This is a genomic window from Pacificibacter maritimus (genome assembly GCF_003814915.1).
Classification (GTDB): domain Bacteria; phylum Pseudomonadota; class Alphaproteobacteria; order Rhodobacterales; family Rhodobacteraceae; genus Celeribacter; species Celeribacter maritimus.
Window position 1 is genome coordinate 896,272 of sequence record NZ_RKQK01000001.1, and the last position, 26,419, is coordinate 922,690.

The following is a 26,419-nucleotide window of genomic DNA, read 5'->3' on the forward strand; positions in this document are numbered from 1 at the left end:
ACCAAATGTCCGATCCAATGGCAGAAATTCGCGCCTCGTTCTTTATAGAATGCGAAGAACTTCTTGAAAGTCTTCAAGATGGGCTCACCTTAATGGAAGATGGCAACTCTGAATCAGAGACGATTAACATCGTTTTCAGGGCAGTTCACTCCATCAAAGGCGGCGCTGGTGCCTTTGGCTTGGATGATCTCGTGCACTTTGCACACCGATTTGAAACAGCTATGGACGAAGTGCGAACAGGCCGTTTAGCACCAGATGCTGACGCCATTCGTTTATTCTTCACATGTGGGGATGTTTTGGCCGATTTGGTACGTGCTGCGCGCGACGATACCCCCTTGCCTGAATCCAAAACTGAACCTGTTTTGGCTCAGCTTGATGCTTTGGTTGGCGCACAAGACGAGCCCGAAGAGGAAGACTTTGATTTCACCCCCGCAACCTTGTCCTTAGATTTGGCTGGCGGCGATCTCGCAATGCCAAACCTACCTGACATTCCGGGCCTTCCGCCGCTTGATCTCTCTCAAGATGATGCTGATCCGACACTCAGCAAAACCGATGCAGCAAGCGGGCTAAAGGGTTTCACAATCCTCTTTAAGCCTGACGCTAGCCTCTACGCATCAGGAAATGAGCCATTGTACCTTTTGCGCGCCTTGCGCGACATGGGTGACATTGAAGTCTCCTGCAATACAGATAAATTACCTAATATTGCGGAATTGGATCCAGAATTGGGCCATTTGGAATGGACCATTAAAATTGCGACTGATGAACCCATGGAGGCTGTTCGAGAAGTCTTCGAGTTTGTTGATGGTTTATGTGTTTTGGAAATTTCACCCAATTCAGGGGGATCAAATGAATCTCTTGATGGAGAATTTGAAACTGCATCCGCTCTCCCTACCTGTGCACCGCTGACCACCGCCGACGCGCTGGAGAAAGAGGTTAAACCCCTTCCCGCTGAGACTGCGCTGCCTGACATCATGCCCGCGCCTTCAAATGTTGAAAAACAGGATCCCAGCGAAGTCTCCCCCGAGCCGGTTGAGCAACAAAAGCCAACGCCGCCAACTGACAAGGCGACAGAAACCACCAAAACAGCCCCCACGCAACCGCGTGCCACGGTGCGCGTTGACCTAGAGCGCGTCGACCGCCTTGTAAATCTTGTGGGAGAACTCGTCATCAATCAAGCCATGCTCAGTCAATCGGTGACAGAAGCTGGTCTTCCCCCGAATTCTCCAGTTTCAACTGGTTTGGAAGAGTTTTTACAACTCACGCGCGACATTCAAGAATCTGTAATGATGATCCGCGCTCAACCAATTAAATCGTTGTTTCAGCGCATGGGCCGCATCGTTCGTGAATCCTCAGCGTCAGTAAAAAAAGAAGTCAAACTTCACACAATTGGTGAGAACACAGAAGTTGACAAAACAGTCATCGAACGTCTCGCTGATCCTTTAACGCATATGATTAGAAACGCAGTAGACCACGGTTTGGAATCCCCCGAAAAACGCGAGGCCGCGGGTAAGCCGCGCGAGGGTCGCGTTACCATGTCCGCGCAGCATCGCTCAGGTCGCATTCTCATAGAAGTCGCCGATGATGGTGCCGGTATTAACCGTAAGCGCGTGCGTGAGATCGCTATCGAAAAGAACCTGATACCCGAGGACATGCTGCTTAGCGACAACGACATCGACAACCTACTCTTCATGCCAGGCTTCTCTACAGCCTCTGAAATATCCAACCTATCGGGACGGGGCGTCGGCATGGATGTGGTCAAAAGCTCGATACAATCCTTGGGCGGACGTATCACGATTTCGTCTGTTGAAGGTAAAGGTACCACATTTTCAATCTCGCTCCCGCTGACACTCGCAGTGTTGGACGGAATGGTTGTCAAGGTAGGTGACGAAACCTTGGTTGTGCCGCTCAACGCTATTCTCGAAACGCTTACCCTGACGGATGATGATCTGAAATCTCTGGGCCCAGATACGCATGTCGTGCAGATACGCGGCGGCTTTGTGCCGCTCCTAGATCTTGGCGCCGAATTGGGATACCGCCCCCCGCAAGGTAAGTATGTCGGTGGGACCGTTCTTTTGATCGGCCAAGAAGACGGCAACAGAGCTGCCTTGGCCGTTGATACAATCGAAGACCAGCGTCAAGTCGTCATCAAGGGACTTGAAGGTAGCTATGGTAGAGTGCCAGGAATTGCTGCTGCAACAATTTTGGGTGACGGACAAATTGCCCTCATTTTGGATCCTTCTGATCTCGTAAGCCAAGCCTCAGGGAAAACAAAACAACGGAACGCATCAGTTCCACTCGTAGGATAACGATATGACTGATACCGAAAAGCAAACTGATACATCATCAATTGAACTCCTGTCCTTTCGCGTGGGCGGACAAGATTATTCTGTGGATATTATGTCCGTAAGGGAAATCAGAGGCTCTGCAAAGGCAACATCACTACCCCATGCGCCGTCATTTGTAAAAGGCGTTATCAACCTTAGGGGAACGGTCCTCCCTATCTTAGATCTCGCCGCGCGGTTGGGCCTTATGGCGGGGGAAGAAAGCGAACGAAATGTTATCATCGTGGTCGATCTAGGCGGTCGCACTGCTGGCCTCATGGTCGATGCGGTGTCAGATATTCTGGCGATTCCGACAGACGAAATGCAAACGCCTCCTGACCTTGCAGCGGACGACGCACGCACATTTGTGTCGGCCCTGACAATTGTAAATGGCAAAATGATCAGAATTTTGGACCTAAATGCCGTTATGCCACCCCAAGATGAAGAGGCAGCTTAAACCGCATGAACGCCCCAGCCAGAAATATTGAGACTTCAATTTCGGAGTCTACATTCAAAAAAATAGCAGCCATCGCGCATGACGAGGCTGGCATTATTCTGTCAAATTCTAAACAGTCTATGGTGAAGTCACGTCTGACAAAACGCCTTAGAGCATTGGAAATTCGTGACTTTGATTCATATCTGGTGTTTTTGCAAAATGGGCAAAACCTAGATGAAATGAAGCATTTCATTTCAGCCCTAACGACTAATGTGTCGCATTTCTTCAGGGAAACTCATCACTTCGACACCTTAAAAAAGACAATACTGCCCGAACTGCAGAACAAGCTTAAACGCGGCGAAAAAGTCAGAATTTGGTCGGCTGGGTGCTCGAATGGGCAAGAACCCTATTCGATTGCAATGGCGCTTCTGGATGTCGACGAGACCATCGCGGCACAGGACATCAAAATTCTCGCGACTGATATCGACCCAGAGGTATTGGCGCATGCGGTGTCTGGACGATATGCTGGTGCTATGACCTCTGGCTTAACCGACAACGTAATTAAAAACTATTTTTCAATCGAGAATGTCCGTGGTGAAGAAATTTTTCAAATTAAACAACAGGTTAAGGACCTCGTTTCGTTTAGACAGCTGAATCTGCATGCCGATTGGCCAATGCGCGGCAGTTTCGATGTCATTTTTTGCAGGAACGTTGTGATTTACTTTGACGACGCAACACAAGCCAAACTGTACAAACGATTTCACAGCGCAATGACAGAAAATGGCTGGTTGCTTTTGGGACATTCCGAGCGATTAAACAGTGACTCCTCCAAGCTTTTCAAAAGTGCGGGAGTTACAACCTACCGCCCCAATCTTCGGCAACAAAACCTGCGACTATCACCACAATTGGAGACTTAAATATGGCATTACGAGATCAAATTCGCGTCTTGGTTGTCGATGATATGTCTACAAGCCGTGGACTTATTACCAATGCACTCGATTCATTTGGCATCAGGCATGTTGCCAGCGCATCGGATGGCCAAACAGCCCTACAGAAAATCGCGTCCTTTCCTGTGCATCTTGTCATATCGGACTACAACATGCCGGGTATGGACGGGTTACAACTGCTGCACTCGCTTCGATCAAACGCTCCGACCCGCGGCGTCGGGTTTCTTCTGATCACAGGCCGCGCAGACAGGGAGATCATTGATCATGGTAAACGTCTGGGCATGAATAATTTTCTAAAAAAGCCGTTTGATCCACCACGTCTTCGTGCGTCTATTGAGGCGATTGTGGGGAAGCTGTAATGAATATGCACGCATCAACCCCGAATGCCGAAAAGCTTTCGCTGCCCGAAACTTCTATTGCGACGGGTACTTTGCATAACAGGATTCAAGATGAACTGATGGCTTTAGTCATCTTGGCAACAGAAGTGCAAATTGCCCTTGGCCCCACGATTTCCGAAGCAAAAGCCCTATCGCCTGCTGTACAACGCAGCCTACAAGCAATTGATAGGTTGCATCAAACTTTAGACGACCTGCAACGCATCATGGGGCATATGTCCAAGATTGAAAACACTCAATCCATCGAAATTGCGCCCTTGAGCGAAGCTATAAAGTTGCGCCACTTGGCCCATAAGCTGTTCGATAACGTGGATGCGCCTTTTGCTCTGACAGAAGATTCTTCAGGGGACATTGCTTGGTTTTAGGTTCCACCTGACGCTAAGTTTATTGAATGGCTCACGCCAATTTCCGGATAAACACCGTAATGCGCTCGATAAAAACGACGGTCATAACGGAAACTTACCGTCATATGCCCCAGACAAATCGGTAGTGAGCTTGACAGTCGTGGGATTTCGCTAAACCTAAGCCATAAAACAAATGGCGAAAGGCACGGCAATGCAATCTCATACTCAAACCACCTTTGGTCAGCCCGCAACACAACCAAGCGACCCCCTTGATCTTTTCATCATCGGTGGAGGCATAAACGGTTGCGCAATCGCCCGCGATGCCGCGGGGCGGGGATTAAATGTCGCTTTGGCTGAAAAAGGTGATCTGGCACAAGCGACCTCATCAAAGTCGACAAAGCTTTTTCACGGCGGGTTGCGCTATCTGGAGTATGGCGAAATCAAACTGGTGCGCTCAGCTCTGCAAGAGCGTGAAGTCCTCTTAAAATCAATGCCCCATATTGCTTGGCCAATGCGATTTGTCCTGCCGCTTTCCCCAGACATGCGGTTTGATACGACGACACCTGCCTCTCGGCTTATTTCATTTTTCATGCCATGGACCAAAGGGCGCAGACCAAGCTGGATGATCCGCACGGGGTTGTGGCTTTATGATATTTTGGGCAAACGTGAAATTCTTGAGGGAACTAAAAGTCTAAATCTCGGGACAGCCCCCGAGGGTCAGCCCCTCTCAACAGACTTCAAACGCGCATTCGAGTATTCAGACGTCTGGGTGGATGACGCCAGATTGGTGAGCCTTTTGGCACTGGATGCACTTGAACTTGGAGCGCAAATTCATGTGAACACTGCAGTGATATCAGCGCGCCGTGAAAACGGCATGTGGCGCATTGATATGGGCGATCAAGGTACTGTTTTTGCACATAGTTTGGTGAACGCGACCGGACCTTGGGTCACGGATGTGATCAAAAATGTGGTGAGCGTGACGACAACAGCCAATCTGCGGCGTGTTCGCGGATCTCACATCGTGACTAAGAAACTATATGATCATGAAAAAGCTTATTTTTTACAAGGACCTGATGGGCGGATTATATTTTTGATCCCCTATGAAAACGATTTCACTTTGATTGGTACAACCGAAGCCGCGCAAAAGGATGATCCGCTGGCGGCGCAAATCTCAGACACCGAGCGGGCCTATCTGTTAGACTTTGCAAGTTCATATCTGAAGCAACCTGTCACCCAGAAGGATATCGTACATGAATATGCTGGGGTTCGGGCTTTATATGAGGATGGCGCATCCTCAGCCACCGCAGCCACGCGCGAATATGTTTTGAATTTAAACAGTGATGGTGCGCCGCTTTTAAATGTCTTTGGCGGGAAAATCACGACCCATAGACGCCTCGCGGAAGATGTCTTGGAAAAGCTGGCCGAACATATTTCAATCGGACCTGCATGGACAAAATCTGCCCCGCTGCCTGGCGGAGATTTTCCTTTAAATGAACATGATCAGCTCAGCACTGATCTGCAAATTCAATACCCGTTTGTGGAAAAAACCCATGCGGACCGTTTGGTGCGTCTGTATGGAACACGCGCCAAGGCTTTGTTTGAAAACCTCGACGACCCAACTGACATGGGGCAGCATTTTGGCGCAGACCTATATGAAAATGAGGTCAGGTATCTGATTTTACAGGAGTTTGCGCGCAAAGCCGATGATATTATATGGCGCAGAACAAAGCTTGGCCTTCGCTTAACCAAAGATCAAACCACCAGACTTGAAAGTTGGATCAGCGAAAATATCCATGACTTGCTGCCAGCGGCCAATACATCACCTGCGGGCGTGTCGAACAGGATCAAAAGCCAAGGGAAAGCGTAATGACTCATCATATTTTAAGCTTGGATCAAGGCACGACATCGACCCGCGCGATCTTATTTGATGCGCAATTATCCCCCGTGGCCACGGCACAACAAGAATTTGACCAGCATTTCCCACAATCAGGATGGGTTGAACATGATGCACAGGACTTGATCGACACCTCGCTTGCCGTGATGAAAGACGTGATTGAACAAACACAAATCACTCCAGACGCAATCGGGATCACCAACCAGCGCGAAACCACGATTTTGTGGAATACTGAGACGGGCAAACCCTTGGATCGCGCGATCGTGTGGCAAGACCGACGAACAGCGCAACTTTGTGCAGAGCTGAAACAAGACGGCTTCGAGACCGAAATCACAGCGCGCACGGGACTCCTATTAGATCCATATTTTTCAGGCACTAAGCTAAAGTTTTTGTTGGACAAACATCCCAATGCCCGCGACCTCGCCCGCGCGGGAAAGGTAAAATTCGGAACCGTCGACAGCTGGCTTATTTGGAACCTGACCGAGGGGCGCGTCCATGCGACTGATGCCACCAATGCAGCGCGCACCATGCTCTATAACATTCATGAGGGCGCGTGGGATTCTGTAATATGTGACAAACTCGACATTCCGATGGAGCTTTTACCACAGGTGCGCGACTGCGCTGACACCTACGGCGAAACCACGCTTTTGGGCGGTAGTATTCCGATCCGCGGCGTCGCTGGCGATCAACAAGCGGCAACAGTTGGTCAGGCTTGTTTTAAGCAGGGAATGATGAAATCCACCTATGGCACAGGCTGTTTCGCGGTGCTGAACACGGGCGACACGGCCGTTACCTCACGCAACCGAATGCTCACAACCATCGCCTATCAGCTAGATGGCAAACCCACCTATGCCCTTGAAGGCGCAATCTTTATCGCAGGGGCTGTTGTTCAGTGGCTGCGCGATGGCCTTGGGATTATTGAACAGGCTTCAGATACGTTAGAACTGGCGCAACAGGCTGATGAGACACAATCGATTTACTTGGTCCCCGCCTTTACAGGTTTGGGGGCGCCCCATTGGGATGCGGATGCGCGTGGGGCGATTTTTGGCCTGACCCGCAACACTGGGCCGGCAGAATTTGCCAAAGCGGCTCTGGAAAGCGTGGGATACCAAACCCGTGATCTGATCGAGGCAATGCAAGACGATTGGAAAGCTTCAGGCGCAGATGATCCAGACACGAGCCTGCGCGTGGATGGCGGCATGTCCGCCAATGGGTTCGCAATGCAGTTTTTGTCAGACATATTGGATGCGCCTGTTGATCAACCCAAGCACCTTGAAACCACAGCTTTGGGCGCGGCTTACCTTGCGGGGCTATCCATGGGCTTGCAGCCTGCCCCACATGAATTTGCGAAACAGTGGAAGGCCGACAAGCAGTTTACACCCAATATGGATGCGGCAACCCGCACAAAGAAATATGCGGGTTGGACCACTGCGATTGGGCGAACACTGACTAAAGATTAGGTCTTTTTATATTCCACATAGGCGAAAGCGACCCCATCGGGCGACCATGAAGGCACGTTTAATGTGCCCTGCCCGCCATAGAGGGACACCAATATTTGGGGCTTGTCTTGGCCAGTTGTAAGGACGCGCAATTCCACATCTGTGTTTGCAGGATGGCCTTTCGTGCCCTTGGGGTAAGACAAGTAGACGATCTTATCACCCTGTGGGGAAGGATGCGGAAACCAGTTGACGCGATCATCATAGGTCATTTGCTGTGCATCCGTGCCATCGGGGCGAATGCGCCACAGATCAGACGTGCCAAAGCGATCTGAGTTAAACCAAATCCATTCGCCATCGGCAGAAAAGTCAGGCCCATCATAGTGATGAACGCTTTCAATCACACAGGTTTCAGTCCCGCCCGTGATATCAATTGTGTAAATTCCGAACTGATCGTTTCGCACAGCAGTATAGGCCAAGGTTTGCCCATCTGGAGACACGCCATGCCACCACGACGGGCTGTTTTGCGTCACTTGCTGCGGGTCGGCATCTTCTTCGCCCAAGGCCTGCGTCCAGATCACAGCGCCTTCGCCATAGGTGTGATCCGAAAAGATGAGCCTTTCGCCATCGGGAGTGATCCCGTGATCATTGTTCAGCTTGATACAAAGCCCCGTGTCAATTTCGCCCAATTGTGGGTCTTCAAGGTCAACCCAAAACAGGCTGCCCGATCCATTGACAATCAAAGCGTCGCCTTCTGGGGTCCAGTTAGGCGCAGCTAAATGCATATCGGTTTCCAACACAGGAAAGGCGCGCCCTTCCTCGAAATCGTAGATCATGATGCGAGAGGTCCAGCTCATTTACCTGTCCTTGGTCTAGGCCCGAAATGGGCGTTATCCCCTCGCATATATCGTAACAAATCCCAGCGTAAAGGATGTTTCATCACGACAAGCAGTCACACTTAATCAACGGTTTTACCCTGTGACGACAAAGCCCATAGGTTGATCTGTTCTTCATCGGCATAGGTATCAATCAGATCCAGTTCTTCGGCTGTGAAATCTAGGTTTTGCACCGCCCCTACACAATCCACCACTTGGCTTGGCTTTGATGCGCCTATTAAAGCTGTCGTGATGCGCCCGCCACGCAGCACCCAAGCGATCGCCATTTGCGCCAAGGTTTGCCCACGTGATTGCGCAATTTCATTGAGCTTGTTCAAATTCGCAATCGCCCGATCCGACACCATATCAGGGGCCAAAGATTTGCCTTGGGTGGCGCGTGAACCTTTTGGAATGCCGCCAAGATACTTGTGTGTCAGCATACCCTGCGCAAGCGGCGTAAAGGCGATAGATCCGATGCCCAGATCATCCAAGGTATCGGTCAAACCATCATGTTCCACCCAACGATTAAGCATATTGTAGCTGGGTTGGTGAATAAGACATGGGGTGCCTAGATCTTTCAAAATGCGCGCAGCCTCGCGGGTACACTCTGAATTATAAGACGAAATCCCAACGTAAAGCGCCTTGCCTTGACGCACGATACTGTCAAGCGCCCCCATTGTTTCTTCCAATGGGGTGTCAGGGTCAAACCTATGCGAATAGAAAATATCGACGTAATCGATCCCCATCCGTTTGAGCGATTGATCACATGAAGCCATCAGGTTTTTACGTGATCCCCATTCGCCATAAGGCCCATCCCACATCCGATAGCCCGCTTTGGATGAAATAATCAGTTCATCGCGGTACCCTGCAAAATCGGTTTTTAAAATCTCGCCAAACGCAGTTTCTGCAGCACCCGGTTGCGGACCATAGTTATTTGCCAGATCGAAATGCGTAATCCCGTGATCAAAAGCTGTCTGCAAAATATCGCGTTTGGTCTGATGCGGCGTGTCATCGCCAAAGTTGTGCCAAAGCCCCAAAGACACAGCAGGCAGTTTCAATCCAGAGATGCCGCAACGTCTGTACGGCATTGTTTCATAACGATTTTCAGATGGTATATAGATCAATATCAGGTCTTCCTTTAATCCAGCCACGTGTCATACTGTGACACAAGCAAATGTTTTGGCGTGCAATCCTCAGCACGCGTCGAGAACCACCCGATTGGATCGCGCAACTCAGTGTCAGTGCGCTCGACGCCGACGTCGCTCCCCTCGCCGATGAACATATGTATCCCCCTCGCCCCCAAATGCATGCCAGTGATGCGGTTCAACTGTCACGCTTTCTCTTGCGCCAAGGCCAGATGTGGATCAGCTTTTAGGTCAAGCCACGCTCCAGCTGTGCCCGCTTAGCTGGGCGCTTGATCATCTAGGCCGCCTTCAGCGCTTGCTGAAGACACTTCGATCATAAAGGCGCCACCGCCGCAGGTGATAAAATCTTTGGTTTTCTTGTCGTGCCGGTGCATAGGAGACACTTGATTTTCATTCAAAATCAATAGTTTTTCTGCATAAACTCTGCTCATCCCCTGTGCGACATTTGCAGCTGAGCTTTGCCGCAAACAGGTAAGTTGAACGCCTCGGGTACCATAGAGGCAAAAGACGACCAAAGAAATAAAATGCATCAATCGGTCAATTTTTAGGCGAAAATCTAGAGCTTTTTAAGTAAAAAGCTGCCTGCCCCGCACGCATTTTGATCAAGTATTAAGCCTTGTTCCGTCAAATCCAGCTCACATTTTGATCAATAACCCGAGGATTTCATGAATTTACTCTCAAAAATCTACACAACGGCCGCAATGACCATCGCACTGGGCGCGCCCGTAACCCTAAACGCGCAAGAGGTCACCCTATCGTTCCATCAATTCCAACCTGATGGGTCAATCCTGGCGAAAAACGTATTTACCCCTTGGATTGAAAACGTTGAAGCTGCCTCGGATGGACGCATCAAAATCGAAATGAGTTCAGGTAGCGCGGCTGCGGGCAATCCTGCGCAATTGATCGGTCTCGCAGAAGATGGCACAGTCGACATCGCCATGTCTTTGACAGGCTATACCCCAGGTCGATTTATCCGATCCGAAGTCTTCGAATTGCCCTTTATGATGCAAGGCACTGTTGCGACATCATTGGCATTTCAACAACTGATCGAAGAAGATTTTCAAAACAATGAATACAGTACAATGCATGTGCTGGCAGGGTTTGTGCATAGTCCAGGACAGATCCATACCAAAGATCCTGTGACATCACTCGATGACATCGCGGGCAAAGATCTGCGAGCCCCGACGCGGATCATTGGAAACCTCTTGACTGAATTGGGGGCAAATGCCGTCAGCATGCCACTCCCCCTGACTGGCAAGGGGCTGTCAGACGGCACGATCAATGGCACAGTCACCCCATGGGAGCAGGTCCGCACAACCAAAGGCATTGTCGAAAACGTGGGGCACCATACCGAATTCGAAGGCAATGAATCATTTTATACCGCAACACTGGTCGTTGTCATGAACAAAGCAAAATACGATGCAATGCCCGATGATTTGAAAGCGATTTTAGATGCGCAATCAGGTATGGCCCTATCGCGTTTAGCGGCAACCGAGTTGCAAAAAGGTGATGCAGCAGGACGCGCATTGGCCGTTGAAACGGGTAATCCAATTTACACCATCCCCACAAGCGACATTGCCAAATGGAAATCCGCAACAACCCCCGTACAGATCACTTGGGCAGATGAGGCCGCTATTTCAGGGATCGAAGGTTGGGGACTTCTGGATTATGCGCGTGAGGTAATTCGTGAAACCGCGATTGATAATCCTTCATAAAGGCAAGCATCGGCCCAGATACTATAAATCTGGGCCATGCTTTCCAGCCTATGATTGTGTATCTGGTGGCAGGTCTACACTTGCCCCCAGCGCTTGGATTGCAGCAAATTGCGACATGAACACCTGTCCCGTTAAAGCCTGCAAAAAATGAGATTTTTTCAACCGATCCATAATAGGCCCCTTCACTTCGGACAGGTGTAGAGTGATCCCCTGATCCTTTAAGTGTAGATTAATCGCTTCTAAGCTTTCCAGCCCAGAATGATCAATTTCATTCACGGCAGGACACATCAAAACCACATGTTTGGTTTTATTGCAGCCCGCGACACGGTCATAAATGTAATCTTCTAAAAATCGTGCATTGGCAAAGTACAGGCTTTCGTCCACGCGAATGGTCACCACATGGGAGGCTGTTTGAACCTCATGACGTTTGATATTGCGAAAATGTTCAGTGCCCGCAATCAAACCAACTTCAGCGATATGAGGACGCGATGTTTTGTACAGATGCAATCCTATTGACAAAATCACCCCCGCTGAAACCCCCGTTTCAACGCCAAACCCGAGGGTCAGCAGGATGGTCGCCAAAACCGCAACAAAGTCAGCTTTGCTATACTCCCAAGTACCGCGCAAAATCGTAAAATCAACCAAAGAGAGGACGGCAACAATAATCGTAGCCGCCAAAGTTGCGATGGGCAAAAAATACAAAAGCGGCGTTAAGAAAAGCGCGGCAAGTCCGATGCCAATGGCCGTAAAAGCACCCGCCGCAGGCGTTTCAGCACCTGCATCAAAGTTTACAACAGACCGTGCAAAACCACCCGTCACAGGATAACCGCCCGAAATCGCAGCCGCTATATTGGATGCGCCAAGACCAATCAATTCTTGATCTGGCGCAATCCTTTGACGCCGCTTGGCCGCCAAAGTTTGTGCAACGGAGACAGATTCAACAAATCCAATGATGGAAATCAAAACGGCAGCGCCAAATAATTGCGACCACAGTTCGCCAGAGAACACAGGTACAGTAAGCGGAGGAAGGCCACGCGGCACATCCCCTACGATCTGGACCCCGTGCTCCGATAAATTAAAAGCGAAGGACAGTAAGGTCGTGACCACAACAGCCGCAACGGGGCCTGCTTTTGTCGCGATCTCCGCCGTCCGTACAGAAAAACCTCTGGCGATCATGAAAGGCTTCAAACCTTTGCGAACCCAAAATAAGAATCCCGTTGCAGTAATCCCAAGCGCAAGCGTGATGACATTTATTGTGCCAAGCTTGCCAAGCAAGGACAGCACAGTTTCGAACAAAGTATGACCAGAGGCATCCACACCCAAGATATGCTTTAATTGCGATACGGCAATCAAAATTCCAGAGGCAGTGATGAAGCCTGCAATCACAGGATGGCTGAGAAAGTTCGCGAGAAAACCGAGGCGGAAAATGCCCATTGCAAGCAAAATAAGCCCAGATAAGAATGCCAAAGTAATGGCAGCCAAAGCATATTCAGCCGTCCCTTGCAGTGACATATCGCCAACAGCAGCAGCCGTCATCAAGGACACCACGGCCACAGGCCCAACGGCCAATGCGCGCGAAGTGCCAAAAATAGCATAGGCCACAAGAGGCAGGATGGATGCGTAGAGACCCATCTGTGCCGGCAATCCCGCCAAAAGCGCATAGGCCAATGACTGCGGTATCAACATGATCGTCACGATCACCGCCGCGATGCCGTCATTGGTGAAAGTGTCGCGGTTATACCGCGCCCCCCAGTCCAAAATCGGCACATAGCGTTTCAACCGTTGTAGGGACAAAGACATAGGCAACCCTTTCTCTTACAGGTTCCAAGTCGCGGAAAAGTCTTTGGCCTAAACTGTTTTAAAGCCTCAGTTATTTTCCAGCGAGATATGCGGCCATACCGCGTAAATCATAACCACCATTCGCGGCTTGCGCGATGATATCCTCGGCATCTAAAATGCCAGCCTGCGTCAAGGCCCATAACGTGCACGACCGTGTGCCTGAGCGGCAGTATGCATAGATTGGTCCATCAAGATTCTCTATGGCCGAAGACAATTGTGAAATTTCGACTTCTGTAAACTGACCTGGGTAAATCGGCAGATAGACAAAATTCAAACCTGCTGACTGAGCCGCTTTTTCAATCTCGACGGATTGAAGCGCCGCTTCGACTTCTTCATCTGGGCGATTGCAGATCAGCGTTTTGAATCCTTTTTTCGCCAAAATAGTGACTTCACTTGGCAGGATTTGCCCACTTACAGTCAGCTGGTCGTTAATTTTATTGAAGTCCATGACGCATGTTTCCTTATTGATTTTGTGACACTGCTATATCGTTGTGACGAGATAGCAGGCGTCCAACAGATCACAGTCCGTTTATCGGTACCTTAAGGAAAGTTTTGCCATCCTTATCCTCTGGGGGCAATTCCCCAGCACGCATATTCACTTGCAAAGATGGAATTATAAGGCGCGGCATGGCCAATTGTGCATCACGCTCTTCGCGGAATTTGACAAAATCCTCTTTTGACTTGCCTGCCCCCACATGAATGTTGTGCAATTTTTCATCGCCAACAGTGGTTTCCCAAGCGATATCGCGACCGTTTGGCCCGTAGTCATGGCACATGAACAAACGCATATCTTCGGGCAAGGCCAGTACCTTTTGAATACTGTCATATAAAGTTGCCGCATCACCACCTGGAAAATCTGCACGCGCAGACCCACCATCAGGCATGAACAATGTGTCGCCTGTAAAGGTCGCATTGCCCATCGTATGGGTCATACAAGCGGGCGTATGACCAGGGGTATGCATTGTGAAACATTCAAGTTCGCCAATTTTGTAGGTGTCACCATCTTTGAATAGACGATCGAACTGAGATCCATCTCGTTGAAATTCAGTGCCCTCGTTAAAGATCTTACCGAAGACATCTTGCACCATCGTGATGTTTTCACCGATGCCAATTTTGCCCCCTAATTTGCTTTGCAGATAGGGCGCGCCAGACAGGTGATCAGCGTGCACATGCGTTTCCAGCAGCCATTCAACTGTCAGACCTTGCTCTTTGATGTAGTCGATAATTTCATCAGCGCTGTCATATGAAATGCGCCCCGCTGCATAATCAATATCCATCACGCTATCGACCACAGCACAGGCCGATGAATTGGGATCTTTGACCACATAGGAAATGGTCCAAGTCGCCTCATCAAAGAAAGCTTTCACCTCAGGTTTGGAGGACATATCGATTGGGTAAGACTGTGTCATAGGAAATTCCTCATTCGAAAACTTATGCGGCACTTTTAGCCGATTTGGTGCTTAAAAACTTTGCAGCCAGAATGCCCGCGATCAAAGCGATGCAAAAAATGATGACATCAAAACTGCCCGTGCCCAAAGCGGGAAGCGCACCACCAGGACAAAATCCAGCGATCCCCCAACCCACACCAAATACAGCCGCGCCACCAATGAGACGTTTATCAAGTTTGCGATTGGTCGGCAGGCTGAATGTTTCACCAAATGCAGGCGCCGTCCAACGGCCAAATACAAAACGGTAGCCGATAAAAGTTGTGACCAAGGCACCGCCCATCACAAAGATTAGCGACGGATCCCAAGTGCCTGCAACATCAAAGAAATTCACAACTTTGGCAGGGTTGGCCATACCACCGATAGAGATACCCAAACCAAAGATGAGACCGATAAGATAGGTGACAAGATGTTTCATCTTAGATGCCTCCCAAGATATGACGAATGATGTAAACTGTGATCCCTGTTGAGATCATAAATGTGATGGTCGCAGCAATGGACCGCGGACTTAAACGCGCCATCCCACACACGCCATGTCCAGAGGTACATCCAGACCCAAAGGTGACGCCAATCCCCACAATGAATCCGCCAATGACAAGCGCGAGCCTGCTCACAGGTACATCAATTGCAGGCATGGACCCTGTCACCAGCAAAAGCACAACGGGAGCCGTAACCATGCCCGCAAGTAAGGCGGCGCGCCATGCCCAATCGCGTGATGAGGAAGGCTGCAAGAAGCCTGCTAAGATACCAGTGGCGCCAAAAATGCGGCCTTGAAAGGCCATGAGCAATACCGCCGAAAGGCCGATCAGCAACCCGCCAATCAAGGACGCCCAAGGCGTGAATTCCGTAATCATTTTGCGTTTCCTTATCATAAGCGCATTGTGCCGCGCCGTATTTGAGCCCTGTCTACGCGATGTGACGGGCCTCGTCCGTGAGTTTGTCACATAAGATCGAGAAAGTGGAATATGAATGCAGTTTTCTTCATGTCCGCTATGCGGAACAAGGGCCTGCAAACAGTACTTGAGTAGGGAATTCTCCCTATGGTAGAACGTAAGATGTTACGATTAGAATTTTAATAGGTGCTTTCCTTGACCGCTCTCAAGAGAGTTCAGATCCATTTTCAAAACCACCCGATTGCGCTGACTTTTGTCTTGGCAGGCTTTCTGGGGCTCTTTACCTTAGTATTGCACGGCTACTACTCTCCAGATATGCCCGAGCTTTTGTGGTTTAAGGTACTCTTAGCTGTCGCAACTGTCTTACTCGGCTTACCTTTTGTTGAAGCCAGCTATGCCGTATTTTCGAACGATCCACGCGCTGGCATACGAAATCCCTACTTTTGGCTCTACGCGTTTAACTTGGGATATTTTTGGTCTTTGCTGAATGTCATATGGAACCTGTCTGGCCCAGAGTCACTGACACCTTTGTTCATTCAGTGGGGGCTTACAGGTATTCTTTTTGGGATCGCCATGGCCTGTCTGCAGCGCCGAACGCCATTATCCAAAAGCGACAATTGGAATTTTGAACGCTTTGACAGACAAAAACCATGGGCGCGCGTTTTTCCCTTTTTGTGGCCTTTATTGGTCATCGCCTTGATCGTCGGAAACCTTGTGGACCTAAAAGCAGGCAGAACGTCCATGACACAGGTTCTGTTCATCGCAATATTCATGGGCACGCTCGTGCGCCCAATTGCGCAGAAAACCAGTCATCCGTGGTCTGGTCACGCCCTGATCACAGCGTCCCCACAGATCACCGGTGTATTGATTGTGGTCGTTCTAAGTTACTGGCAGTAGGCCGATCAAAACCAAAAGAGAGCTTACTCGCCCTGCGCATCCGCACGGGATTTTCCTGACACGTTTTGTGCCAAAGTGGCCGCCATAAGACCATCCAAATCGCCGTCCAAAACGCCTTTGGTATCGGACGTCTCAAAGTTTGTGCGCAGGTCTTTGACCATTTGATAGGGCTGCAAAACATAGGACCGGATTTGGTTGCCCCAGCCCGCATCACCAGCGTTTTCATGCACTTCATTGACCATGGCAGAGCGTTTATCCAATTCGATCTGATACAAGCGCGATTTCAAGGCTTTCATCGCGATGTCGCGGTTTTGGTGCTGCGACTTCTCAGAAGATGTCACAACGATGCCTGTGGGCGCGTGGGTAATCCGCACAGCAGAATCCGTGGTGTTCACGTGCTGACCACCAGCCCCCGAAGACCGATAGGTATCAATGCGAATGTCAGATGGGTTCACTTCGATCTCGATATTGTCATCCACCACGGGGTAAACTTTGACCGAAGTAAAAGAGGTGTGGCGTTTGGCTGCTGAATCGAACGGAGAAATGCGCACAAGGCGGTGCACGCCGCTTTCGGATTTCAACCAGCCGTAGGCGTTGTGACCTGAAATTTTATAGGCGGCAGATTTAATACCCGCTTCTTCGCCCGCTGATTCAGATTGCAATTCAACCTTGTAGCCTTTTTTCTCGGCCCAACGCACATACATGCGTGCCAACATAGCGGCCCAGTCACAGGATTCTGTGCCCCCTGCCCCTGAATTGATTTCCAAGAATGTGTCATTGCCATCTGCTTCGCCGTCAAGCAGAGCTTCTAGCTCTTTCTCAGCCGCTTTTGTTTCTAGCGCCAAAATTGCCTGCTCAGCTTCGCCGACGACTTCTTGGTCGTCTTCCATTTCGCCAAGCTCAATCATATCGATATTGTCTTGCAACTCTTGGGCAATGCTTTTGGCCAGATCCACAGCATCCATCAAAGTCTGACGTTCCCGCATGAGTTTTTGCGCGCGCTCAGGGTCATCCCAAAGTGTCGGATCTTCGATCATCGCGCCAAATTCTTCAAGGCGATGCGGCGCAGTTTCCCAATCGAGACGCTGCTTTAGCAATTCGATGGATTTTTCAATCTTCGTCACGGAATTTTGAATCTCGGCGCGCACGGGCATCTACCTTATTATAATTGGCCCGTTTGGGCCGTATCAATCTTGATGGGTACATTTACGAGTGCCAGTCCAAAGACACAAGGGACTTGGGACAATTGCGTGCAAAGGCGCCCCGACAAAACACAAACTGCGCCCTCGAAAGGGCGCAGAAATTGCTAGTAAAGTCCACCTGAAGATAGGGAATTGATCGTCGCTTTTTGCGGCACTTTGATCACCTGTCCCGACCCTGTAGTAACATCGCGCGTGCCACCTGAATTTGATGCATCGGATGTAAACAGCGGCAGGTCTGCGCCCATGGCAAAGCCACCATCAAAGGCCAAACCAAATACAGGCTCTTCGCCATTACGGAAATATTCTGCCACAACATTCGGTCCTGACGCATCATCAGACAAGCGCGCGCCCGTCAGGCGATCGATCTTGATAAAGCGCCCACCTGGTGGCACACGAAACTTACCTGAACCGTATTTCGCCACAGCTTTTTGCATAAATTCGTTGAACACAGGACCACAAAATCCGCCGCCAGAGGCCCCAGCCATAGGCGTTGGCGTGTCATAGCCGATGTAACAGCCCGCAACAATATTAGAGGTAAAGCCAACAAACCAAGCATCTTTGCCATCGTTTGTTGTGCCTGTTTTACCGGCCACAGGCACAGAAAGATTAACGTTGCCTTTGGCTGTGCCGCGGCTGACCACGCCTTGCATCATGGATGTGAGCTGATAGGCCGTAATCGCATTCATCACCCTTTCGCGGTTGGTGATGATTGTTGGGGCCACCCCATCGGCAAGTGCCGCAGTGGTACAGTCTTCACAGATGCGTTGATCGTGGCGATAAATCGTTTTCCCCCAACGGTCTTGCACGCGGTCAACCAGTGTTGGCTCCACACGCTCACCGCCATTGGCAAACATCGCATAGGCCGCCACCATCTTGAACAACGTGGTTTCTTCCGCTCCGAGTGAGGAGGCCAAATATTGCCCCATGCGGTCGTAAACCCCAAAGCGTTCTGCATAGCCTGCAACCACATCCATACCGACTTCTTGCGCCAAACGAATGGTCATCAAGTTGCGCGATTGTTCGATCCCAGTGCGTAAAGGCGTGGGGCCATAGAACCTGCGGGATGCATTTTTAGGACGCCAGACGCCTTGGGGCGTATTGATTTCAATCGGCGCATCCACAACGATGGTCGCAGGCGAAAACCCTGAATCCAGTGCTGCTGCATAGACAAAAGGCTTAAAGGATGAACCGGGTTGACGCGTGGCTTGGGTCGCGCGGTTGAGTTCCGAGTTCTGGTAAGAAAACCCGCCCTGCATCGCCAAGACACGACCTGTATTCACGTCCATCGCCATAAAGCCGCCCTGCACAAGGGGGACTTGACGCAATGTCCAACGGATCAGATCACCTTCGCCATTATCGCCTGTGGTCATGCGACGAATGTGCACAACATCACCGCGGGTGAAATTATCGGTGAAAGATCCGCGCATCCATTCGATATCTTTGCGCGGTACAGAGACTTCGCCTTGATCTTCGACCATAACGGTCATGGCATCATTGCCAATTTCATTGACAGCACCGACATACCATTTGCCGTCCAGCGTAATATCACGCGCGATAGAAATAGAGGCCAAAGCCGTGTTCCAAGTGTCGTCATCGAGTGTTGAAACCTCGATGGTTTTCCCAGTGCCGCGCCAGACACCTAAGCCGCGATCAAGAGTTTCAAGACGGTTTTGCAAAGCATGTGCGGCTTGGGTTTGCAATTCAGGATCAATGGTGGCGCGAATAGACAGGCCACCTTCAAAGAATTCATCTTGCCCAAAGTCTTGTGACAATTGACGACGAATTTCATCGGTAAAGTAATCGCGTGGCGGCAAGGCGCCGCGGTAGCTTTCATAATCGCCGTTTTGCACCGACTTGATCGGCGTCGCGACGGCCGCGTCATATTGTTCGCGCGAGATATGACCATTTTCATACATTTCACGCAAAGCAACATCATTGCGCCGCTCAAGGGCTGCGTCATAGTTTTTCACGGGATGGTATGAATAAGGTGCCTTAGGATGAATGGCCAAAAACGCGGCTTCTTCGATGGTCAATTCGCTCAATGATTTGTTGAAATAAGTCTGAGCCGCAGCCGTAACACCAAATGAACGCGCACCAAGATCGATTTCATTCAAATAAAGCGCCAAGATATCGTCTTTTGACAGGGTCTTTTCCAACCGCGCAGCCAAGATGATTTCTTTGATTTTTCGCTCTGCGGATCGGTCTGAGGACAGCAAAAAGTTCTTCATCACCTGTTGAGTGATGGTCGAAGCACCACGACACCGCGCCCCTTGGAAACATTGCACCGCAGCCTTTAAGATCCCCAAAGGATCATAGCCTTTGTGGGAATAGAAATTCTTATCTTCGACAGAAATAAAGGCGTATTTCACCAAATCGGGAATTTCATTGGCAGGCGTATAAAGACGACGCTCGCGGGCGAATTCATCAATGATACGCCCTTCACCAGAGTAAATGCGACTGATTGTCGGCGGCGTATAGCTGGCCAAGGCTTCGTGATCAGGAAGGTCGCGCCCATACATCCAAAAGATGCCACCAAGCACGGCGGCACCTAAAAGTGCGGCCGTCGTCACCCATGAAAATATCGTCCCGAAAAACGAAAAAATAAAGCGAGTCAAAATGAAGGCCCTTCCCGAGGTCATTCATATGCGAGTCATCTGCATATATACGTTGCACGCCCTACTTATACGGGCGCGCTGTTCGGGTCAAAACGAACCCGCGTGAATGTGAGCAAAATTGCGCCTCTCGCAGGGGGAATTTTCACGGAAAGCTTGCTATTTCAGAACCAAAGCCTGCTTGCGGCCCTATTGGCGGGCTCTTTGCGCCACCTCTTGTTCAACCTTCACCCAATCCATCAGTGCGTCTTTTACGGCAACAGCAGCCTTGGCGCGCCAATCAGAATTTAGCAAATTCGCACGATCTTGCGCAGAGGATAAAAAGCCAAGTTCAAGCAAAACCGATGGCACGTCAGCGGATTTCAACACAGAAAACCCAGCTTCCATGCGTGGCCTTTTGTGCATTTGGATCGACATGCCCAAGCGTTTCACCAAGGCATCGGCCAAGCGTTCAGTGCGCGGCGTGGTTTCTGTACGCGCCATATCCAGCAAAACAGAGGCGATCACATCATCGTGGTCGCTTAAATCAATTCCTGCCAGCAAATCCGCACGATCATGGCGCTCAGCCAGCTTAATAGAAGCTTCATCAGAAGCGCGATCTGCCAGTGTATAGATCGTCGCACCCGATGCATGTCCTTCAGATAAAGCATCGGCATGAAGGGAAATAAACACATCGGCAGCAACAGCGCGCGCAATTGAAATACGCGATTCCAAGGGCACAAATGAGTCGTCATTGCGGGTTAAAACCACATCGAATCCTCCCGCACGCACCAAGACATCGCGCAGCTCTTGCGCGAATGACAGCATCAAATCCGCTTCGCGCTGGCCGTCACGTTCAGCGCCAGGGTCAATACCGCCATGGCCAGGATCAAGCACAACGCGCAGCGGGCCTGACCCGATCGGCACCCGCGGCACCGCATTTAATTCTGCGGGTTTGCCAGCAAAGGGAAATCTTGCCATGGGCGGCACACCCGCGCCCGCGTCGAATTCTTCGGTGGGGATGGGATTTAAGCTAACGAACAAAGACGCACCTTGATCAGTGCGTAGCATCTGTGCGGTTTCAACTGCCAAAGGTGCTTCCAAATCCATCACCATTCTTGACCAACCAGGACGGAAACCGCCAACGCGCACCGCAGTGATTTGGCTGGCTTGATCAAATCCGATGGGATTGAATCCAGTCCAATCCACTTCGGAAAAGTCGATCACCAATCGCATGGGATCAGAGAGCGTGAAAATGCGATATGGAATGGGTTGGGTCAGGTTTAAAGATAGAGTTGCCCCAGATCCGCGATTGACCACCCGCGAAGTCTGCCCATCGACTTTGGCCAAGCCCACCAAAGGATCTTGGTTTTGCGGCAGACCTGGCGCAGTTGTGACGGCGTTGCCGCTTGGGTCTAACACAATCGGTGTTTCTGGCGTGGCTTGCGGTGCCTGTGCATCTGACGGCGCACAAAACGCGCAGAGCATAGCGACAACGACCCAACGGCAAGGGGTTAAAAACTGCATATCTTCCTCATATAGGCCTTATGATTGGCCCTTTTGATCAGTTTAGACTGCAAAAAGCATGAATTCCACCCACCAAAACGTGCCTTGGGTGATTTAGCCCTGACGTTGCGCCATAAATCGGGCCAAGCGTTCAAGGCCTTCGGTGATATCAGCCGTTGAGCGCGCATAGGAAAACCGTATCGTTTGTGCGCCGCGGTGTTTATCGAAATCCAAACCAGGCGTCACAGCAACGCCCGCTTTATCTAAAATCTCGGCGCAGAACGCTCTGCTGTCCTCGGTCACATCAGACACATCCGCATAGACATAGAAAGCGCCATCAGGGGGCGCAATTTTAGTGAAGCCTGCCTTTGGCAGCCCTTCCATCATCAGTCTGCGATTTTCGGTATAGACCTGCAAATGCGCTTCGCATTCATCGCGCGCCTCAAGCGCACCAAGAGCAGCGATCTGCGCGGCATGGGGCGGGCAGATAAACAGGTTTTGCGCCAAACGTTCGACAACACGCACATGATCTTCGGGCACAATCATCCAGCCCACGCGCCAGCCTGTCATGGAAAAATACTTGGAAAACGAATTGATCACATAGACATTATCAGACAGTTCCAACGCAGACACCGCCCGTGCACCGTATTGAATCCCATGGTAAATTTCATCAGAAATAAAAGAAATATCTTTGGCAGCGCAGGTATCAATCAAGTCCTTCATCGCTGTGCGATCCAACATTGTGCCAGACGGATTACCTGGTGAGGCAACAATCAAACCTTTGATATCATCAGGCAAATCGCTGGCCACGGGTTGCAGGCGGTTATCAAGCTGCGACTGGATACCAATAGGTTTCAGATCAAGCGCGCTTAGAATTTGACGATAGGACGGATAGCCAGGTTCGCCCAATCCGACCTTGTCCCCCGCATCGAACAGCGCGGTAAAAGCCAAAATGAATGCCCCTGATGACCCCGATGTCACAACGACCCGCGCAGGATCCAGATCGATCCCGTACCAATCTTTGTACAAATCCGCGATTCCTGCACGCAATTCAGGCAGGCCCAAAGCAACAGTATATCCCAAAGGCCCCTGCTCCATCGCCTGCGCTAAGGCTTGGCGTGCTTTTTCGGGCGCACCAGTGGCCGGCTGGCCGACTTCCATGTGAATGATATGTCGCCCTTGATCTTCTGCGCGGCGCGCTGCCTCCATAACATCCATGACGATAAAGGGATCAACTGCGCTGCGGTTTGAAACTTTCATGGAGCATCCTTTGATTGGCTTTCTTTGTGGATGCCAGCACCGAGACAAAAACGCAATCCTGCAATCGCAGTGTTGAAAGTCGCCTGTCACAAAACTGTTCACTGGACCCGCAGCATCAATGTGATAGACCTAAAAGCGAGTTACATTGGAGATCACAGATGCCGCTATCAGCCACCCTCAAAACGCTCGGCGCCACCGCGCTTGTCAGCCTTACCGTGATGGGCGAAGCATATTCCAGTGACCTGACAGACATGTCTGACAAAGACCGCGCGGCCTTTCGCGCTGAAGTGCGGGCCTATCTTTTGGACAACCCCGAAGTGCTGATGGAAGCCATTTCCGTGCTGGAAGATCGCAATGCAGAAAAAGCAGAGGCATCTGATCGTGATCTGATTTTATCCCATGCAGAGGCCCTGTTTACATCGCCCAACGATTTGATTTTGGGCAACCCAGACGGTGACATCACGATCGTTGAGTTTTTGGATTACCGCTGCGGATATTGCAAAAAAGCCCACCCAGATATGACTGCATTGCTGAAAAATGACGGTAATATCAAAATGATCGTGAAAGAATTCCCGATCCTTGGCGAGGCTTCCGTTTTGGCATCGCGCTTTGCCATTGCTGTGCATTTGGTTGCTGGCGATGAAGCCTATAGCGATGTTTATGAAAACCTGATGTCTGGGGGCAGCAACGTAACTGAGGGCAGTTTAAAGCGCCTTTTGCGCGGCACCGATATAGATGTGGATGCTGTGATGGCGCGGATAAATACGGATGAGGTGAGTAATATTATCGCGCAAAATCATGCTCTTGGCCAAGCGATGCAAATCAACGGCACCCCTGCTTTTGTGATGCAAAGCGAAGTTATTCGTGGCTACGTTCCCTATGACAGCATGGTCGAAATTGTTGCTGAATTACGTGCCAAGGGCTAATTCCGTCAGCAGCTAAAACACAAAAAACCCCGCAAACTCTGCGGGGTTTTTTGTTTGCGATAGTGCTCTGATCGCCTTAGCCTATTCGGCGGCGGCCTCATCTGCTGCCATTTTTGCAGCAATCTCTGCGGCCTTTTTCTCGACCTCTTCGACGATATGTTCAACCATATCTTCGTTGGAATGTTTGTGCGATTGTTTGCCCGCAAGATACACCATACCAGCGCCTGCACCGCCGCCAGTCCAGCCGACATCAGTCATCAAAGCTTCGCCAGGACCATTCACAACACAGCCGATGATCGACAGGCTCATGGGGGTTTTGATATGCTCTAGGCGCTTTTCCAAGGTCTCGACCGTCTTGATCACGTCAAACCCTTGGCGCGCACAGCTTGGGCAGGAAATGATATTAACACCGCGATGACGCAGGCCTAGAGATTTCAAAATCTCATATCCGACTTTGACCTCTTCAACGGGGTCCGCAGACAAAGATACACGGATGGTATCGCCGATGCCCGCCCACAAAAGCTGCCCCATGCCGATAGCAGATTTGATCGTGCCCGATGTTAGACCGCCCGCTTCGGTAATACCCAAGTGGATCGGCGCATCTGTGGCTTCGGACAATTGTTGATAGGCCGCAGAGGCCATAAAGACATCGGAGGCTTTGACTGAGATCTTGAATTCATGGAAATCATTGTCTTGCAAAATCTTGATATGATCCATGCCGCTTTCGACCATGGCATCAGGGCAAGGTTCGCCGTATTTATCCAACAGATGCTTTTCCAAAGAGCCCGCGTTGACGCCGATCCGAATGGAACACCCGTAATCTTTCGCGGCTTTGATGACTTCCTTTACCCGCTTTTCATCACCGATATTGCCGGGATTAATCCGCAAACAGGCTGCGCCTGCTTCGGCGGCTTCAATCGCACGTTTATAGTGAAAGTGGATGTCGGCCACGATCGGCACTGGGCTTTCACGGCAGATTTCTTTCAAAGCGCGGGTTGCACCTTCATCGGGGGCAGAGACGCGTACGATATCAGCACCAGCATCGGCCGCACGGATCACCTGATCCAAAGTGGCGCGCGCATCTGAACTGTCCGTATTGGTCATCGTTTGAACCGAAATAGGCGCACCGCCCCCTACAGGCACGTTGCCCACCATAATCTGGCGACTTTCACGGCGGTAGATATTGCGCCAAGGGCGGATATGATTCAGGGACATTGGGGCACCTTTCGGATCAAAGATCGTCTTTGGGCTATTGATAGTTGTCTCGCGCCCAAGGGGCAATGGCCCAAAGGCGCAAAGACTGCGCTCGGACGCACAAGCAAGATCAAAAGGGTTAAATATTGCGTGACTTTTGGTGCCTCAAAAGACCTGATGTTCAGTTGGCAGCAGTGTTTTGCGCGACTTTAAACATATCCGCTACAAGATCGTCTGCGGCCAAGTCCACCGCGGCGAAAGCATCAGAAATGCTCACTTCAGTCAGGGCTATATTTTTAACCACAGAACCAGACTTACCAGCAGGACCAAAGGCTTGTCCATTCACGGCAAAGTATACGCCGCCTGCATTGCCTGTGCGCAACATAGGCGCTTCTTCTGTCGCAGGTAAAACATAGCGTTCACCTGAATCGAGGATTTTTTCAAACAAAACAGATCCATCAGCGGAACTCACCCGAACCCAAGAGGGGCGCACAGCCACAAGAGCCAACTCAGGCGCGCCTTCTTCGACCACTTGAACATCGTCGCCTTCAAGCTCACCGCCAATAACAGCAGCCAATTGTCGTGACGTCGCGTTTAGGCGATCTTCAGCGCTTTCATCAATCAAAGCGCCATAAGCACGTGGATCAAGTGTTGCGATAGGTCCATCGCGCGGTACCAAAACGGGTGTGTCTAAAGCCTGCGGACGATACAAACGATCAAGGGCTTCGGATGACGGGCTGCGTGCGATCACACCTGAGGCTTCATCAAGGCCAGCTGTCAGCACTGGATCGCTTGGCAATCCAGTTGTGTCAGAGGCCACACCCGGCGCTTGATCAACAGGCGCCAATTGAACTTTTTGAATTTCTTGCAAGACTGACCAGCCACCATAGCCAATCACGCCAACAAGCGCGAGCAGCACAGCCGTTGATCCAATCGCACCTGGCTCGATTTTGGCCCAAAAGCTTTCGCCACGGGGCACAAAACTTGCATTGGGGTCTGCGAAAGGGTCGATCTTTGCGCCGGTTGCAGCGACAGTGGCCGCTTTGCGCGCAGAAGATGCTTTGGGCGACATACCATGCGCCACAGTAAAGCCGCTTTCGGCGCAGAACCTTTGAAAGGCCCAATCAGGATCAAGTTCTAGGTAGCGCGCATATGAGC

General features: G+C 50.6%; 25 protein-coding genes. 10 read left to right on the forward strand and 15 right to left on the reverse strand.

Annotated elements, in window-relative coordinates:
- Nucleotides 1-5: 5 nt before the first annotated feature.
- The 7 genes from EDD53_RS04135 (at nt 6) to glpK (ending at nt 7,797) form a co-directional block, all read left to right on the forward strand.
- The gene (locus EDD53_RS04135) at nt 6-2,306 is read left to right on the forward strand and encodes a chemotaxis protein CheA (protein WP_123791910.1); all 2,301 of its coding nucleotides are present in this window, start codon (nt 6-8) and stop codon (nt 2,304-2,306) included.
- A gap of 4 nt (nt 2,307-2,310) precedes the next feature.
- A complete protein-coding gene (locus EDD53_RS04140) occupies nt 2,311-2,778 on the forward strand; it encodes a chemotaxis protein CheW (protein WP_123791911.1) in 468 nt (155 codons plus the stop codon).
- A gap of 5 nt (nt 2,779-2,783) precedes the next feature.
- Nucleotides 2,784-3,674, forward strand: coding sequence for a CheR family methyltransferase (locus tag EDD53_RS04145; protein ID WP_123791912.1), 891 nt, complete (start codon nt 2,784-2,786; stop codon nt 3,672-3,674).
- Nucleotides 3,675-3,676: 2 nt separating this feature from the next.
- Nucleotides 3,677-4,063 carry a response regulator gene (locus EDD53_RS04150; protein ID WP_123791913.1) on the forward strand — a complete coding sequence of 129 codons (387 nt, stop codon included), beginning with the start codon at nt 3,677-3,679 and terminating at the stop codon, nt 4,061-4,063.
- Nucleotides 4,063-4,464: a hypothetical protein gene (locus EDD53_RS04155; RefSeq protein WP_123791914.1), complete on the forward strand. Its 402-nt coding sequence runs from the start codon at nt 4,063-4,065 to the stop codon at nt 4,462-4,464. Before EDD53_RS04150 ends, EDD53_RS04155 begins: the two co-directional genes overlap by 1 nt.
- Nucleotides 4,465-4,654: 190 nt before the next feature.
- Nucleotides 4,655-6,310 carry a glycerol-3-phosphate dehydrogenase gene (glpD, locus tag EDD53_RS04160; protein WP_123791915.1) on the forward strand — a complete coding sequence of 552 codons (1,656 nt, stop codon included), beginning with the start codon at nt 4,655-4,657 and terminating at the stop codon, nt 6,308-6,310.
- Complete coding sequence (gene glpK, locus EDD53_RS04165) at nt 6,310-7,797, forward strand: glycerol kinase GlpK (protein ID WP_123791916.1); 1,488 nt, start codon at nt 6,310-6,312, stop codon at nt 7,795-7,797. Before glpD ends, glpK begins: the two co-directional genes overlap by 1 nt.
- On the opposite strand, the gene EDD53_RS04170 is transcribed toward glpK, so the two are convergent.
- The 4 genes from EDD53_RS04170 to EDD53_RS15100 all read right to left on the reverse strand — a co-directional run bounded on the left by EDD53_RS04170 (nt 7,794) and on the right by EDD53_RS15100 (nt 10,323).
- Nucleotides 7,794-8,630 (reverse strand): TolB-like translocation protein, encoded by an 837-nt coding sequence (locus EDD53_RS04170; RefSeq protein ID WP_246002200.1) that lies wholly within the window; start codon nt 8,628-8,630, stop codon nt 7,794-7,796. The genes glpK and EDD53_RS04170 overlap by 4 nt on opposite strands.
- 101 nt (nt 8,631-8,731) lie before the next feature.
- Nucleotides 8,732-9,772 (reverse strand): L-glyceraldehyde 3-phosphate reductase, encoded by a 1,041-nt coding sequence (gene mgrA, locus EDD53_RS04175; protein WP_123791917.1) that lies wholly within the window; start codon nt 9,770-9,772, stop codon nt 8,732-8,734.
- Between the two features lie 14 nt (nt 9,773-9,786).
- Nucleotides 9,787-9,975 carry a D-lyxose/D-mannose family sugar isomerase gene (locus EDD53_RS15095; protein ID WP_148087093.1) on the reverse strand — a complete coding sequence of 63 codons (189 nt, stop codon included), beginning with the start codon at nt 9,973-9,975 and terminating at the stop codon, nt 9,787-9,789.
- A 75-nt stretch (nt 9,976-10,050) separates the two neighbouring features.
- Entirely contained in the window at nt 10,051-10,323 is a 273-nt protein-coding gene (locus tag EDD53_RS15100) for a D-lyxose/D-mannose family sugar isomerase (protein WP_123791918.1), read from the reverse strand.
- Nucleotides 10,324-10,458: 135 nt separating this feature from the next.
- Here EDD53_RS15100 and EDD53_RS04185 point away from each other — a divergent pair, with 135 nt between their 5' ends.
- Nucleotides 10,459-11,508 carry a TRAP transporter substrate-binding protein gene (locus EDD53_RS04185; RefSeq protein WP_123791919.1) on the forward strand — a complete coding sequence of 350 codons (1,050 nt, stop codon included), beginning with the start codon at nt 10,459-10,461 and terminating at the stop codon, nt 11,506-11,508.
- A 48-nt stretch (nt 11,509-11,556) separates the two neighbouring features.
- On the opposite strand, the gene EDD53_RS04190 is transcribed toward EDD53_RS04185, so the two are convergent.
- The 5 genes from EDD53_RS04190 to EDD53_RS04210 all read right to left on the reverse strand — a co-directional run bounded on the left by EDD53_RS04190 (nt 11,557) and on the right by EDD53_RS04210 (nt 15,646).
- On the reverse strand, nt 11,557-13,308 hold the full coding sequence (locus tag EDD53_RS04190; protein WP_123791920.1) for a SulP family inorganic anion transporter: 1,752 nt from the start codon (nt 13,306-13,308) through the stop codon (nt 11,557-11,559).
- A gap of 70 nt (nt 13,309-13,378) precedes the next feature.
- Entirely contained in the window at nt 13,379-13,795 is a 417-nt protein-coding gene (locus tag EDD53_RS04195) for a protein tyrosine phosphatase family protein (protein WP_123791921.1), read from the reverse strand.
- 70 nt (nt 13,796-13,865) lie between these two features.
- Nucleotides 13,866-14,756, reverse strand: a complete 891-nt coding sequence (locus tag EDD53_RS04200; protein WP_123791922.1) for an MBL fold metallo-hydrolase — start codon at nt 14,754-14,756, stop codon at nt 13,866-13,868.
- 22 nt (nt 14,757-14,778) lie between these two features.
- Entirely contained in the window at nt 14,779-15,210 is a 432-nt protein-coding gene (locus tag EDD53_RS04205) for a DUF6691 family protein (protein WP_123791923.1), read from the reverse strand.
- Between the two features lies 1 nt (nt 15,211).
- Nucleotides 15,212-15,646, reverse strand: coding sequence for a YeeE/YedE family protein (locus EDD53_RS04210; protein WP_123791924.1), 435 nt, complete (start codon nt 15,644-15,646; stop codon nt 15,212-15,214).
- 234 nt (nt 15,647-15,880) lie between these two features.
- On the opposite strand from EDD53_RS04210, the gene EDD53_RS04215 reads away from it, so the two are divergent.
- Nucleotides 15,881-16,582, forward strand: coding sequence for a hypothetical protein (locus EDD53_RS04215; RefSeq protein WP_123791925.1), 702 nt, complete (start codon nt 15,881-15,883; stop codon nt 16,580-16,582).
- A gap of 23 nt (nt 16,583-16,605) precedes the next feature.
- On the opposite strand, the gene prfB is transcribed toward EDD53_RS04215, so the two are convergent.
- From prfB to EDD53_RS04235, 4 genes are all read right to left on the reverse strand, one after another.
- The gene (gene prfB, locus EDD53_RS04220) at nt 16,606-17,730 is read right to left on the reverse strand and encodes a peptide chain release factor 2 (protein ID WP_123791926.1); all 1,125 of its coding nucleotides are present in this window, start codon (nt 17,728-17,730) and stop codon (nt 16,606-16,608) included.
- Between the two features lie 158 nt (nt 17,731-17,888).
- Nucleotides 17,889-20,399, reverse strand: a complete 2,511-nt coding sequence (locus EDD53_RS04225) for a penicillin-binding protein 1A (protein WP_123791927.1) — start codon at nt 20,397-20,399, stop codon at nt 17,889-17,891.
- A 186-nt stretch (nt 20,400-20,585) separates the two neighbouring features.
- Nucleotides 20,586-21,902 (reverse strand): N-acetylmuramoyl-L-alanine amidase, encoded by a 1,317-nt coding sequence (locus EDD53_RS04230; protein ID WP_246002202.1) that lies wholly within the window; start codon nt 21,900-21,902, stop codon nt 20,586-20,588.
- 93 nt (nt 21,903-21,995) lie between these two features.
- The gene (locus EDD53_RS04235) at nt 21,996-23,141 is read right to left on the reverse strand and encodes a pyridoxal phosphate-dependent aminotransferase (protein WP_123791928.1); all 1,146 of its coding nucleotides are present in this window, start codon (nt 23,139-23,141) and stop codon (nt 21,996-21,998) included.
- A 158-nt stretch (nt 23,142-23,299) separates the two neighbouring features.
- Here EDD53_RS04235 and EDD53_RS04240 point away from each other — a divergent pair, with 158 nt between their 5' ends.
- Nucleotides 23,300-24,067, forward strand: a complete 768-nt coding sequence (locus tag EDD53_RS04240) for a DsbA family protein (RefSeq protein ID WP_123791929.1) — start codon at nt 23,300-23,302, stop codon at nt 24,065-24,067.
- 81 nt (nt 24,068-24,148) lie between these two features.
- Here EDD53_RS04240 and ispG read toward each other — a convergent pair whose 3' ends face one another.
- Together ispG and EDD53_RS04250 are read right to left on the reverse strand one after the other, a co-directional pair.
- Nucleotides 24,149-25,282 carry a flavodoxin-dependent (E)-4-hydroxy-3-methylbut-2-enyl-diphosphate synthase gene (ispG, locus tag EDD53_RS04245; RefSeq protein ID WP_123791930.1) on the reverse strand — a complete coding sequence of 378 codons (1,134 nt, stop codon included), beginning with the start codon at nt 25,280-25,282 and terminating at the stop codon, nt 24,149-24,151.
- 160 nt (nt 25,283-25,442) lie between these two features.
- Entirely contained in the window at nt 25,443-26,333 is an 891-nt protein-coding gene (locus EDD53_RS04250; protein ID WP_425464047.1) for a DUF4115 domain-containing protein, read from the reverse strand.
- Nucleotides 26,334-26,419: the final 86 nt, after the last annotated feature.

Bases quoted from the DNA above. Each gene is read 5' to 3' on its own strand.
- EDD53_RS04205 (WP_123791923.1), bottom strand. From the start codon at position 15,210: ATGAAACATCTTGTCACCTATCTTATCGGTCTCATCTTTGGTTTGGGT.
- glpK (WP_123791916.1), top strand. From the start codon at position 6,310: ATGACTCATCATATTTTAAGCTTGGATCAAGGCACGACATCGACCCGC.
- EDD53_RS04140 (WP_123791911.1), top strand. From the start codon at position 2,311: ATGACTGATACCGAAAAGCAAACTGATACATCATCAATTGAACTCCTG.
- EDD53_RS04210 (WP_123791924.1), bottom strand. From the start codon at position 15,646: ATGATTACGGAATTCACGCCTTGGGCGTCCTTGATTGGCGGGTTGCTG.
- EDD53_RS04190 (WP_123791920.1), bottom strand. From the start codon at position 13,308: ATGTCTTTGTCCCTACAACGGTTGAAACGCTATGTGCCGATTTTGGAC.
- EDD53_RS04145 (WP_123791912.1), top strand. From the start codon at position 2,784: ATGAACGCCCCAGCCAGAAATATTGAGACTTCAATTTCGGAGTCTACA.
- EDD53_RS15100 (WP_123791918.1), bottom strand. From the start codon at position 10,323: ATGCATTTTATTTCTTTGGTCGTCTTTTGCCTCTATGGTACCCGAGGC.
- EDD53_RS04195 (WP_123791921.1), bottom strand. From the start codon at position 13,795: ATGGACTTCAATAAAATTAACGACCAGCTGACTGTAAGTGGGCAAATC.
- EDD53_RS04170 (WP_246002200.1), bottom strand. From the start codon at position 8,630: ATGAGCTGGACCTCTCGCATCATGATCTACGATTTCGAGGAAGGGCGC.
- glpD (WP_123791915.1), top strand. From the start codon at position 4,655: ATGCAATCTCATACTCAAACCACCTTTGGTCAGCCCGCAACACAACCA.
- EDD53_RS04185 (WP_123791919.1), top strand. From the start codon at position 10,459: ATGAATTTACTCTCAAAAATCTACACAACGGCCGCAATGACCATCGCA.
- EDD53_RS04200 (WP_123791922.1), bottom strand. From the start codon at position 14,756: ATGACACAGTCTTACCCAATCGATATGTCCTCCAAACCTGAGGTGAAA.
- EDD53_RS04250 (WP_425464047.1), bottom strand. From the start codon at position 26,333: ATGTCGCCCAAAGCATCTTCTGCGCGCAAAGCGGCCACTGTCGCTGCA.
- ispG (WP_123791930.1), bottom strand. From the start codon at position 25,282: ATGTCCCTGAATCATATCCGCCCTTGGCGCAATATCTACCGCCGTGAA.
- EDD53_RS04155 (WP_123791914.1), top strand. From the start codon at position 4,063: ATGAATATGCACGCATCAACCCCGAATGCCGAAAAGCTTTCGCTGCCC.
- EDD53_RS04150 (WP_123791913.1), top strand. From the start codon at position 3,677: ATGGCATTACGAGATCAAATTCGCGTCTTGGTTGTCGATGATATGTCT.
- EDD53_RS04240 (WP_123791929.1), top strand. From the start codon at position 23,300: ATGCCGCTATCAGCCACCCTCAAAACGCTCGGCGCCACCGCGCTTGTC.
- EDD53_RS04235 (WP_123791928.1), bottom strand. From the start codon at position 23,141: ATGAAAGTTTCAAACCGCAGCGCAGTTGATCCCTTTATCGTCATGGAT.
- EDD53_RS04135 (WP_123791910.1), top strand. From the start codon at position 6: ATGTCCGATCCAATGGCAGAAATTCGCGCCTCGTTCTTTATAGAATGC.
- EDD53_RS04230 (WP_246002202.1), bottom strand. From the start codon at position 21,902: ATGCAGTTTTTAACCCCTTGCCGTTGGGTCGTTGTCGCTATGCTCTGC.